We start from the raw sequence: 11993 nt of genomic DNA on the forward strand, positions 1-11993 counted from the left end.
TGCCAGCCATCAGCTGTGAAGGAGCTTTTTCTGCGTCTGTTGATTCTGAATGAAAGCTAGCAATTCATCCTGTTCTTGTACAGCTGTGAATCCATAAGCTTCGGCAGCTGAGTCATCGCCTATACAGACGATAGGGGGCCGGCTTGCTGACAATTCCGGCGAAATGCCAATTTGTTCGCCACCATTGATCAATTGCTGAACGGACAGCTTGTTCGGGCAAATGACCATGTGCAGCGGGGATTCACTGATGGTACGCTGAATCATGTGGGTGAACCGGTCATCTATGACGTTTTCATGAGTGATATAAAACGAACAGGATTCATGCTTTTGCATGTTTTCCACTGCATGGCGGCTCCCGACAACAAGACGTTTCTCTGAATCAGGCTGAATGGCGGTGACAAGAAAGCCCCGTTTCTCAAGCTCTGTCTTTGCTTGCTCAGATGCTGCACTCAGTTTGGCTGTCAGCTGGCGGATGTCGATTTTCTGAGAAGCCAGTGCTCTGAAAAATTCACAAACCGCCCGGCGCGATGTGAAAAAAACGTCTTCAAAGGTGCCAATCTTTCGAAGAATTTCTTCATTGACAGGCATGTTTTCGGTCCGCCATTTCGGCCACTCGATGAGATCGGCGCCGGAATCGCGCAGCTTGTCTGCAAGCGGGTCTTCATCTTCGCCATGAGTCACAACCATCAAATGCCGTCCGATGAGCGGTTTGCTTTCAAACCAGCTGTGTGTTTGAAAGTTGACGATGTCTCCGATGACGATAATCGCAGGGTTTGTAATCTGGTGTTCCTGCACTTTTTGCTGAATGTTCTCAAGTGTTCCTTTCACACTCCGCTGGCGGCCCCACGTTCCCCATTGGATGACAATGACAGGGACAGAAGGCGATTTCCCGTATGAAATAAGCTGCTGGCAAATATAAGACAAGTTCTTGACACCCATGTAAAAAACAAGGGTTTGAACGCTTCGGGCCAGCCCTTCCCAGTCAAGGTTCGGCGTGCCTTTTAATGATTTATCATGCGCTGTAATCATGGCAAAAGACGATGCAAAATCCCGATGCGTGACGGGGATGCCCGCATATAGCGGCGCTGCAATTCCAGAGGTGATTCCCGGCACCATTTCATAGCGAATGCCGTGCTCATGAAGAGCATCTGCTTCCTCGCCGACTCTGCCGAATACGCTCGGATCTCCGCCCTTCAAGCGAACGACGGTTAACCCATTTAATGCTTTTTCAACCAGCAGGGCGTTAATTTCTTTTTGTTTCATAAAATGGCGGTTTGGCAGTTTTCCGCAATAAATAAACTGGCAGTCCGGTGATGCAAATTCGAGCAGCTTCGGGTTGGCGAGCCGGTCATATAAAATCACATCTGCTTCCTTGAGCGCCTGTTTTCCTTTGATGGTGAGCAGGCCTGGGTCGCCGGGTCCGGCTCCCACGAAATATACGATTCCGTTCTTCATGATCATGTCATCCTTCCGTCACTGTAAAAAATGAAGGACCACTAGAAAAGTGATCCGGTCTTTTGATCAATATACGAGATAAACATGTTCTCCTTCGATCAGCGTTTCATATGTTTTGACACATCCGTGGTCAGGTTCTTGGACGATTCCGTCTTCTAAGGAAATTTTCCAGTCATGCATCGGGCAGAAAACATATTCACCGCTGACGATGCCTTCTGCCAGGACGCCGCCCTTATGCGGACAGCGGTTTTCGATGGCGCGGATGCTTCCGTCTGAAAGCTTGAAAACCGCGAGCTCCTTATCTTCAATATACACTGTTTTGCCTAATTGTTCAGGCAATTCTTCAATTTTTCCGATACATACTTTTGTTACGTCTTTGTTTACCATGTCCATTCCTCCTCAATGATTGTTTTTGTCATTATGATGTGGTCACGACATTTTCAAATAATTCTTTAGAGGTTTGTTTATCCTCTAAAAAGTCTTTCCACGGATCCTTGTGGACAGAGAGTGTTTCATTCATTCGGCCGTTCAGCTCCTGCCGCTTTTCCGGATCGTTTAACACGGATTGGACATGGGATAAACCGACGCGCTCAAGCCATGCGGACGTACGCTCCAGATAGTTTGCGGTTTCCCTGTAATATTGCAGGTAAGCGCCCGCGTATTCTAAGACTTCTTCATTTGTTTTCACCTTCATCAGCAAATCGCCGGCACGCAAATGGGTTCCGCCGTTTCCGCCGACATAAAGCTCCCAGCCTCCGTCGATGCCGACAACGCCAAGGTCCTTAATGCCGGATTCCGCACAGTTTCGCGGGCAGGCAGACACGGCCATTTTGACTTTGTGAGGCGTGTTCAGCCCTTCGAATTTTTTCTCAAGCGCAATGCCCAGTGCCATGGAGTCTTGTGTGCCGAAGCGGCAGAATTGCTCGCCTACACATGTTTTCACTGTGCGGAGCGTTTTTCCGTACGCGTAGCCCGATGGCATATCAAGATCTTCCCATACCTTCGGAAGATCTTCTTTTTTCACGCCGATAAGATCAATTCGCTGGCCGCCTGTCATTTTCACGAGCGGGATCTCATATTTGTCAACGACATCGGCGATCTTGCGCAAATCTGTGGAGTTGGTCACGCCGCCGTACATCCGAGGAACGACTGAGTATGTTCCGTCTTTTTGAATATTGGCGTGCATTCGTTCATTAACAAAGCGGGATGTCCGGTCATCCTCGTATTTGGTTGGATTGATCATGCCTAAGTAGTAGTTCAGAGCGGGTCGGCATTTAGAACAGCCTTCTGGCGTTTTCCAGCCGAGCACATTCATGACTTCTCTTGTATGTGACAGCCCTTTGGCTTTGATTTCTTCTACGACTTCATCTCTCGACAATGTGGTGCAGCCGCAAATGGCTTCTTTTTGCGCAGACGCATCAAAGTCTGATCCGAGCGTATGCTGGAGGATTTCTTCTACGAGCGGCTTACAGCCTCCGCATGAGCGGGATGCGCCGGTGCATGCTTTGATTTCGTCCGTTGACGAGCAGCCCTTTTCCTGTATGGCTTGAATAATCGCACCTTTTGACACGCCGTTACAGCCGCAGATGATTTCATCGTCGCTCATCGCTGCGGTTATGCTTGTGCTTGCTTCCTGGCTGAGGGGCTGTAAGATTGATATTTTAGAGGTTTCAGAGATATCGGCTTCTTTTTGAATCATAGAAAACAGGCGATTGCCTTCGCTGCTGTCGCCGAATAAAACAGCACCGACAATTTGATTGCCTCTCAGGACTATTTTTTTATAGATGCCGTCCTGCTCATCGAAGACTTTAATCGCTTTTTTCTCCTCTGATTCGTTAAAGTCACCGGCAGAGAAGACCTCGACGCCTGATACCTTTAACTGTGTGGAGAGAACGGAGCCCTCATACGGTTTTGTTTCGATGCCGCACATATGCTTTGCCAGCACTTTTGCCTGTTCATACAGCGGCGCCACAAGCCCGTAGGCGATTCCTCGGTGCTCGGCACATTCGCCGACCGCGTAAATGTGCGGGATTTCAGTCTGCATATAATCGTTGACGATGATGCCGCGGTTAACCGGAATGCCGCTCTCGGCCCCGAGCGTTGTATTTGGGCGGATGCCGACAGCCATGACGACTAAATCAGCTTCAATGCTTGTGCCATCCTTGAATCGGAGGCCTTCGACACGGTCGTCACCGACAATTTCTTCTGTTTGCTTTTCAAGTAAAAAGGTCATACCTTGTTTTTCTAACTCGTTTTGCAGCAGGCGTCCTGCCGTTGCATCAAGCTGGCGCTCCATCAGGAATGGGGCAAGGTGGATGACGGACACATCCATGCCAAGATTCAGCAGTCCGCGAGCTGCTTCCAAACCAAGAAGTCCTCCGCCGATGACGGCAGCTTTTTTATATTGTTTTGACGCGGCGAGCATTGTGTCTGTATCTTTTATGTCCCGGAAAGCTGTGACGCCTTTTTTGTCTGCGCCCGGAATCGGAAGGATAACAGGGACCGAGCCTGTCGCCAGGATCAATTCATCGTAAGGCTGGATTCTGTCTGCATCTGTGATGACTGTTTTGTTTTCCGTGTCCACTTTGATGACTGTTTCATTTGTATACAATTGAATGTTGTTTTCTTCGTACCAGTCCCAATCGTTTAACGTAATATCTTTAATATCTGTATCGCCTTGAAGCACTTTTGACAAAAGGATTCGGTTGTAATTGGGATGCGGTTCGGCACCGAAAATTGTGATCTGAAACTCGTCTTTAGCAACACTCAGTATCTCTTCAATGACCCTTACCCCGGCCATTCCATTACCAACAAGAACTAGCTGTTTTTTTCCCATCAGATGATCCGCTCCTTATCAATGTTTTTTCCAGCGTAGCACAGCAAAAAGGAATATTTAAGATACATGTTATAAAATGTAACAAAATATACGAAAAGTTCTAAAAATTTTATGAAAAATTTAAATAGGTCTGATTCGGACGGCGCATACCTTAAAACCGGGCATTTTACAGACTGGATCTAAGGCTTCTCCGATTAAATCATTCACATTTTGAGCGTCTGCCCAATGGATGGGAACAAAAACAGTATCTTTTCTGATTTGTTCTGATAATTTGCTGCGGACGGTGATGCTTCCCCGCGGCGATTCTATTTTTACCAGTACACGGTCCTCGATATTGTAGGTCGCTGCTGTTTGCGGATGGATCTCCATAAACGATTCAAAATGTCTCGCGGCAAGGGCGGCGCTTTTTCTTGTTTGGACGCCTGTTAAGTAGTGAGACATGACTCTGCCTGTTGTTAAATAAAGCGGATAATCGGCTGTCGGCTTCTCTTTTGGAACAGGTGGTTCGTTTGGAATCACACTTAATGCCGCTTTTTGATCCGGATGAGCAAATGATTCTGTAAACAAGCGCCCAGTTCCGGGATGATCAGATTCCGGACACGGCCAATGAATGCCGCCTTCACGTCTGAGCCTGCCGTATGAGATGCCTGAATAATCGGCAATCCCGCCTCGGCTCGCTTCTCTCAATTCATTAAAAATATCCTCCGCTGACGTATAAGAAAAGTAGCGGCCCTTGCCGAGAGCGGATGCGAGATCACAAATGATCTGCCAATCATGCTTTGCTTCGCCGGGGCATGGCCGGCTTGCTTCTCTTAATGTCACGCGTCCTTCTACATTTGTCATGGTGCCTTCATCTTCTAAGTAAGAGGAGGCAGGTAAAATCACATCTGCGTATTTCGCAGTCTCAGAAATAAACAAATCGATTGCAACAAAGAATGTCAGTTTACGTAAAGCCTTTTTTACGAGATTCGCATTTGGACTGGAGACAGCAGGATTGGAGCACATGAGGAACAATCCCTTGATGTCGCCGTCGTTGATTTTTTCCATCATTTCATAGGCTGAGACACCTTTTCGCGGCAGATCATCCTGATGGATTCCCCACACTTTCGCAACATGTGCCCGGTGTTGTTCGTTTTCAATAGATCGATAGCCCGGAAGCTGATCGGCTTTTTGGCCATGCTCTCTTGCACCTTGCCCGTTGCCTTGTCCGGTGATCGCCCCGTAACCTGAGTAAGGCTTGCCGATTTTTCCTGTGATCAGCACCATGTTTAAGAAGCCTTTCACAGCCGCTGTTCCATCGGTTTGCTGTTCAATCCCGCGGGCTGTAAACAGCATGCCGGACGTTTCCTTGGCAAACTTTACAGCCGCTTTTCTTATATCCGCCAGCGGGACACTCGTCTGTTCGGCGATATCATTCAGGCTCAGCGCGTCAGTATGCTGCTTCAGCTCCTCGAATCCATTTGTTCGTGATTGAATAAAATCTTTGTTTGCGAGCTGTTCGTCGATGATGATTTTGACGAGACCGTTGGCAAGAGCGGCGTCTGTGCCGGGTTTGATTTTCAAATGAAGATCGGCGATTTTCGTTGTCGCTGTTTCACGCGGATCAATGGCAATGATGTAAGCTCCGTTTTCTTTCGCTTTTTCAAAATACGGCATAATCGTGGGCTGGCATTCCGCGATATTGGTGCCGGCCAGAATGATCACACGGGTGTGGGGAATGTCTGATAAGGGATTCGTTAAGCCTCTGTCTGCGCCGAATGTTTGGTTGGCTGCGGTTGCTGCGGCGGACATACAAAGCCTCCCGTTATAGTCGATGTATTTTGTCTGTAAGCCCACCCGTGCGAATTTCCCTAACAAATACGCCTCTTCATTTGTAATCGAGGCGCTTCCGTATACCGCCATGGCGTCATGGCCGTGTTCTGCTTGGATCATTGTCACTTGGTCTTTAATGTAATTCAATGCTTCTTCCCAGGAAACAGGGATAAACTCGCCGTTTTTCTTCAGCAGCGGCCGGGTGATGCGGGAGGAGTTCAGGGCATGCTGGTGAGCATTCATGCCCTTCATGCATAGCCGACCCTGTGTTGTAGGATTATCAATCCCGATCGCAGTGTACTTTTTGCGCGTGACGATGGTTTGTTCCACGAGCTGCATTTTGCACTGCATGCTGCAAAACGGGCATTGAGTGTCATATGTTTTTTCTGATTGGACGTCTTGCTGTTTATCACGGAAATATCTAAGCAGTCGTTCAGTCAAAATGCCTCATCCTTTCTTATATACGCCCGTCTCTACAGTCGGGTTTTGGATCAGTGACAGATCTGTTTGGAGGCTTTCCAGCAGCTGTGCCCTTAGGTCTTCTTCGAATAGCACTTCTCTGATATGAACGATCCCGAGACGGTCTATCCACTGATGAACAGCTTCTAAGTAATGAGCCGTTTCCCGATAATACTGGATCAGTCCTTTGATCATGCCGGCAGTGCTGTCTTCGTTCTCAGTCACGCAAAACAGAGCTCCTGAACGGGCATGAGTTCCCCGGACGCCGCCGATGTGAATGTCCCAGCCAGCTTGTGTCCGAATTGCGCCGACATCTTGCAGGGCGGCATCGGTGCAGTCTGTTTCACATGATAAGCTGATAGAAATGGGAGCGGGTAAGGGAAGCGTCTCAAGTTGTCTTTCGATTTGGGCTGCCAGCTGCTGAATCGATCGATTTTGCCCGCATGTACATGCTTTGATGCTTTGCAGCGCGTGTCGGTGTTCATTAGTGTAAACGGGCATCTTCAGGTCTTTTTTTATGTTCGGGAGATCCGCAGGCTTGATCCCGGAAAGCTTCAGCCTTTGGCCGTGAGTGATGGATACGTCGGGAATGCTGTATGCCTCAATGATGTTGGCGATGGTTCTTAGCTGCTCCGCGTTTGTCCGCCCGCCGTACATTTGCGGAATCAGGATGCATGTCTCTTCAGTGGCTGGCTCAGGCTGGACAAACCCAGGGTACAGCATTTCCAGATAGTATTGAATCGCAGGAACACAAGTACTGCATCCGTTTTTTGTTTTCCAGTCAAGCTGGTTCATCACTTCTGCCGGATTAGTGAATGGCCTGCGCTGAAGCTCAGCGATGATGTCGTCTTCTGTAAAATCAGTACAGCCACAAAACGAAGGTGTGCCGGCGGGCTTCGTATATTCGCTGTTGGTCATGTGCCTCAAAAGGTCTTCAACGAGCGGTTTGCATCCTCCGCAGGACCCAGTGGCTTTGGTGCAGTGCTTGACTTCCTCAACAGTTGTTAAGCTATTCGTGTGCACCGCTTCTTCAATCGCGCCTTTCGTCACTGTGTTGCATTGGCAAATCGTTTCACTGGAAGGCATGGATTCAAATAAAGGGCCGCTTGTCTCCGGTTCGATGATCTGCTTTTTGACAATGGAGATGTCTCGTTGTTTAAGGAGGCTGTCGAGAAGCCGCTGCTTGTCACGGGTGTCTCCGAATAAAATAACGCCGGCCAGTTTTTCATCTACAAAAAGCGCTTTTTTATAAACTCCTGCTTGTTCGTCGTAGATTTTGATGCTCGTCGTGCGTTCATCCTCTTGGATCTTTCCTGCTGACCACACATCGATTCCAGCTATTTTTAACGCCGCTGATGGTGCTGAGCCTTGATATTCCTCACATGGAACGCCGCAAATATGACTGGCGAGCGCTTTTCCCTGCTCATAAAGCGGAGCCACCAATCCGTACACCGTTCCGTTATGCTCAGCGCATTCACCAACGGCGTAGATATTCGGTTCGCTTGTCTGCATGAAGTCATTCACGATGATCCCGCGGTTCACTTTGATTCCAGCGGATACAGCCAATTCAATATTCGGTTTGACGCCGGCCGCCATCACAATCAAGTCTGCTTTTAATGAAGAGCCATCTTTAAAATGGATTCGGTCTGCCTTCGTGGCGCCGGAAATGGAGACGGTGTCTTTCTCCAAAAGAAAGGTTAGGCCTTTTTGTTCCAGCTCTGTTTGCAGCAGCCGCGCCGCTGTTTGATCGAGCTGTTTTTGCATAATGCCGGCGGAGTGGTGAATGACGCTGACATTCATACCGAGATGCTGTAAACCGACTGCAGCTTCCAGTCCTAATAAGCCGGCTCCGATTACCGCAGCCTTTTGAAAGTGCTGGGCCATCTTCATCAGTGCTTGGCAGTCTTCTATTGTCCGAAATCCATAGACACCTTTTTTGTCTGCCCCGGGGATAGGGAGAATATGAGGGGAGGAACCTGTTGCCACTATTAATTTGTCATACGACAGAGTGCGTTTCCGATCTGTGATGACCTGCTGCTGATCTGTATCAATCTGAATAACCGTTTCGCCTGTGTAAAGCGTGATCCCGTGCTTGTCGTACCAATCCTTGCTGTTCAGTGTAATATCATCGAGTGACGCTTCACCCTGCAATACAGAGGATAAGAGAATGCGATTGTAATTGGGATGCCGCTCGCTTCCGAAAATGACAATCTCAAACATGTGGCGATTCAGCTTTAATACTTCTTCAATACAGCGGATTCCGGCCATGCCGTTTCCCGCTAACACCAATCTTTGTTTCTTCATGTATCAGACCTCCTTTGGCGAAGCTCGTAAGTTTTCTCCTATTAAAAATTATGTCACAATGCACTGTTAACGCATTAAACGTGTCACAAAAACTTACACATGTCTTTTCCAGAAAATAATGGTCCTATATCCTTGATTCAGAAAATGTAAAATAATGAGGGTCTAGAAAGGGGAATCTTATGAAGCTGTCGGAACTGAAAACTAGCGGTCATCCACTCACGTTGCTCTGTTCCTTTTTATACTTTGATGTCAGTTTTATGATATGGGTTATGCTTGGGGCGCTGGGTGTTTATATTTCTCAGGATTTTGGCCTGTCTCCTTTTGAGAAAGGGCTTGTCGTAGCTGTGCCGATTTTATCTGGATCAGTGTTTCGTATCATTCTTGGTATTTTAACGGACAGAATCGGACCGAAAAAAACGGCAGTGATCGGGATGCTGGTGACGATGATTCCGCTGCTTTGGGGGACATTCGGCGGCCGTTCCCTGACTGAGCTGTATGCCATCGGGATTCTGCTTGGCGTGGCGGGGGCAAGCTTTGCTGTAGCGCTGCCTATGGCCAGCCGATGGTATCCGCCTCATTTGCAGGGGCTTGCGATGGGGATTGCCGGAGCGGGGAACAGCGGCACGTTGTTTGCAACCCTGTTTGGCCCTCGTCTGGCAGAGCAGTTCGGCTGGCACATTGTCATGGGAATTGCGCTAATTCCATTATTGATCGTCTTTATTCTTTTTGTATCCATGGCAAAGGATTCTCCTGCACAGCCGGCTCCGCAGCCGCTCAAAAGCTATCTGCATGTGTTCGGGCAAAAGGAAACATGGTTTTTCTGCCTGCTGTACAGCGTCACATTTGGCGGATTTGTCGGGCTCTCAAGCTTTTTATCTATTTTCTTTGTTGATCAATACCAGCTGTCAAAAATTCACGCAGGGGACTTCGTTACATTATGTGTGGCGGCGGGGAGCTTTTTCCGGCCTGTCGGGGGCTTGATTTCGGATCGTGTCGGCGGCACGAAAGTTCTTTCTGTACTGTTTGTCATCGTGGCACTGTGTATGGCCGGAGTCAGCAGCCTGCCATCTCTCTCAATGGTTATTGTTCTATTGTTTGTCGGAATGATGGGGCTCGGAATGGGAAACGGTGCAGTATTCCAGCTCGTGCCGCAGCGTTTTCGCAAAGAAATTGGCATGGTGACGGGAATCGTCGGTGCGGCCGGAGGAATCGGAGGGTTTTTCCTGCCGAACATCTTAGGATCTCTCAAACAGATGACAGGCACATATGCTATCGGTTTTATCACGTTTTCCTGTATCGCGCTGCTGGCGTTTGCACTTGTGCTTGCCGCAGGCTATTACTGGCGGAAAAGCTGGAGCGCGGAAAGCAGCCCGGCGGATGTTTAGGGTTTTGACGGACACGCGTTTGTGCGTGTCTTTTTTATTTTCTCTTGATTTTCAACAGTGAACCGATCAAAATAAATAGTAATTATTACGATTTGTTAGTGAGAGGAGTTTTCTGAATGAATCAACATACGCTGCTCCCGAAAAAAACGGAGCGTCTTCAATACTTTGGATCGGTCAGTCCGATCAAAGGCGAGAAACCAGTGGAAAAAGAGAAAATGAAGGACCTGCAAAATATCAGGAAGGATTATTTTTTTGACATTCAGCATGTAGGTGTAGCTAATGTGTCCCATCCAGTCACAATCACTTCTGCCATGATGCCTGCCGAGCAAACAACGGCTGCGAACTTTACAATGACTTGTAATTTGCCGAGAAATCAGAAGGGGATTAACATGAGCCGGTTAACAGAGCTGCTGCAAGTCTATCATCAAAATGGTTGGATTCTCTCATTTTCCTCTCTTCAGCAATTTACGAAAGAGCTTGCAGAAAACATGGACACATCATCTGCCACAGTTGAAGTGAGGTTTCCGTGGTTTTTCGAACGGAAAAGCCCGAAGCTTGAGAAAGCGGGTTTGATGCATGCTGATATATTCATGTCTGTCACCTATCGCAAAGATCAGCCGTTTAAACAGCGTGCCGGCATCTCAGCAAAAGTAACGACTCTGTGCCCTTGCTCCAAGGAAATCAGCGAATACAGTGCCCATAATCAGAGGGGAACGGTCAGCATTTGGGCGGATATTCACCCGGCCGCATCGCTGCCAAGTGATGTTAAAGCTGATTTGCTTCACGCCGCAGAATCAAATGCTTCTGCGAGACTGCATCCGGTATTGAAGCGGCCTGATGAAAAAGCCGTGACAGAAACGGCCTATGAAAACCCGAGATTTGTTGAGGATCTCGCCCGGCTGATTGCTGCTGATTTGTTTGAGCTTGAATGGGTGTCGGCCTTTGAGATTGAATGCCGCAATGAAGAATCGATCCATCTCCACGATGCCTATGCGAAGCTGCGTTTTTCGAAACAGGTGGATAGAATATGAAACGCTCATTATTCATTATTGCAGTTCTTGTGCCGGCCAGCCTGCTGTCAGCGTGTTCTTATCATACGGAAGAACACGCAAGTATCAATACAAAGAAAACGGTCGAAAACATAACGGACGTTCGAAAAACAGCAAAAACAAGCATTGATTGGACAAAGCCTTCGGGCGGAGAATACCCGGATATTAAACAGAAGCATGTCTGGATTGATGTGAATGTGAAGGAGCAGAAGGCTTACATCAAGGAAGGAAGCAACACCATCTATACAATGATGATCTCTTCTGGTCTTGATCAAACAAAAGATGATGCTACGCCAAAGGGCACCTTTTATGTAGAGCCTGAACGGGGAGAATGGTTTTTCTCCGAAGGATACCAGGAAGGCGCAGAATACTGGGTATCATGGAAAAACCACGGCGAATTTCTATTTCATAGTGTGCCAATGACAAAGGATCAAAAAGTCATCAAAACGGAAGCAGAAAAACTAGGAACGAAAGCATCTCACGGTTGTATCAGGCTGACCATTCCAGATGCAAAATGGATATATGAAAATATCCCTGAACATACAAAAGTGGTGATCAGCTGAATTGAAAACCGTTGACAAAAAGGAAAAAAGACCATACAATTTAAATCGTAATAATTACGTTTTGTGGTAAATGGCTTATCATTGGCTGTATCTGTGAAAAGCGGAAAGGCTAAGGATCTTGCTGTCATTG

General features: G+C 47.8%; 8 protein-coding genes. 3 read left to right on the forward strand and 5 right to left on the reverse strand.

What is annotated here, in order from left to right:
• Positions 1–9: 9 nt before the first annotated feature.
• From cobA to nasB, 5 genes are all read right to left on the reverse strand, one after another.
• A complete protein-coding gene (gene cobA, locus NSQ16_RS01865; RefSeq protein ID WP_087614267.1) occupies positions 10–1461 on the reverse strand; it encodes a uroporphyrinogen-III C-methyltransferase in 1452 nt (483 codons plus the stop codon).
• A gap of 60 nt (positions 1462–1521) precedes the next feature.
• A complete protein-coding gene (gene nirD, locus NSQ16_RS01870; RefSeq protein ID WP_014475751.1) occupies positions 1522–1842 on the reverse strand; it encodes a nitrite reductase small subunit NirD in 321 nt (106 codons plus the stop codon).
• A 31-nt stretch (positions 1843–1873) separates the two neighbouring features.
• On the reverse strand, positions 1874–4291 hold the full coding sequence (nasD, locus tag NSQ16_RS01875; RefSeq protein WP_339232536.1) for an NADPH-nitrite reductase: 2418 nt from the start codon (positions 4289–4291) through the stop codon (positions 1874–1876).
• A gap of 120 nt (positions 4292–4411) precedes the next feature.
• Positions 4412–6544, reverse strand: coding sequence for an assimilatory nitrate reductase catalytic subunit (nasC, locus tag NSQ16_RS01880; protein ID WP_327837518.1), 2133 nt, complete (start codon positions 6542–6544; stop codon positions 4412–4414).
• Positions 6545–6550: 6 nt separating this feature from the next.
• Positions 6551–8866 (reverse strand): assimilatory nitrate reductase electron transfer subunit NasB, encoded by a 2316-nt coding sequence (gene nasB / locus NSQ16_RS01885; RefSeq protein ID WP_327837520.1) that lies wholly within the window; start codon positions 8864–8866, stop codon positions 6551–6553.
• Between the two features lie 179 nt (positions 8867–9045).
• On the opposite strand from nasB, the gene NSQ16_RS01890 reads away from it, so the two are divergent.
• From NSQ16_RS01890 to NSQ16_RS01900, 3 genes are all read left to right on the forward strand, one after another.
• Positions 9046–10251: a nitrate/nitrite transporter gene (locus NSQ16_RS01890; RefSeq protein WP_015252853.1), complete on the forward strand. Its 1206-nt coding sequence runs from the start codon at positions 9046–9048 to the stop codon at positions 10249–10251.
• Between the two features lie 116 nt (positions 10252–10367).
• Positions 10368–11282: a GTP cyclohydrolase FolE2 gene (gene folE2 / locus NSQ16_RS01895; RefSeq protein WP_230488357.1), complete on the forward strand. Its 915-nt coding sequence runs from the start codon at positions 10368–10370 to the stop codon at positions 11280–11282.
• Positions 11279–11863 carry a L,D-transpeptidase gene (locus NSQ16_RS01900; RefSeq protein WP_230488356.1) on the forward strand — a complete coding sequence of 195 codons (585 nt, stop codon included), beginning with the start codon at positions 11279–11281 and terminating at the stop codon, positions 11861–11863. Before folE2 ends, NSQ16_RS01900 begins: the two co-directional genes overlap by 4 nt.
• Positions 11864–11993 lie beyond the last annotated feature (130 nt).

Source organism: Bacillus sp. PS108, assembly GCF_037963335.1.
Lineage (GTDB): Bacteria > Bacillota > Bacilli > Bacillales > Bacillaceae > Bacillus > Bacillus subtilis.

Excerpts from the sequence above, each read along its gene's own strand:
- NSQ16_RS01890 (WP_015252853.1), top strand. The coding sequence starts at position 9,046 with ATGAAGCTGTCGGAACTGAAAACTAGCGGTCATCCACTCACGTTGCTC.
- nirD (WP_014475751.1), bottom strand. The coding sequence starts at position 1,842 with ATGGTAAACAAAGACGTAACAAAAGTATGTATCGGAAAAATTGAAGAA.
- nasD (WP_339232536.1), bottom strand. The coding sequence starts at position 4,291 with ATGGGAAAAAAACAGCTAGTTCTTGTTGGTAATGGAATGGCCGGGGTA.
- NSQ16_RS01900 (WP_230488356.1), top strand. The coding sequence starts at position 11,279 with ATGAAACGCTCATTATTCATTATTGCAGTTCTTGTGCCGGCCAGCCTG.
- cobA (WP_087614267.1), bottom strand. The coding sequence starts at position 1,461 with ATGATCATGAAGAACGGAATCGTATATTTCGTGGGAGCCGGACCCGGC.
- folE2 (WP_230488357.1), top strand. The coding sequence starts at position 10,368 with ATGAATCAACATACGCTGCTCCCGAAAAAAACGGAGCGTCTTCAATAC.
- nasB (WP_327837520.1), bottom strand. The coding sequence starts at position 8,866 with ATGAAGAAACAAAGATTGGTGTTAGCGGGAAACGGCATGGCCGGAATC.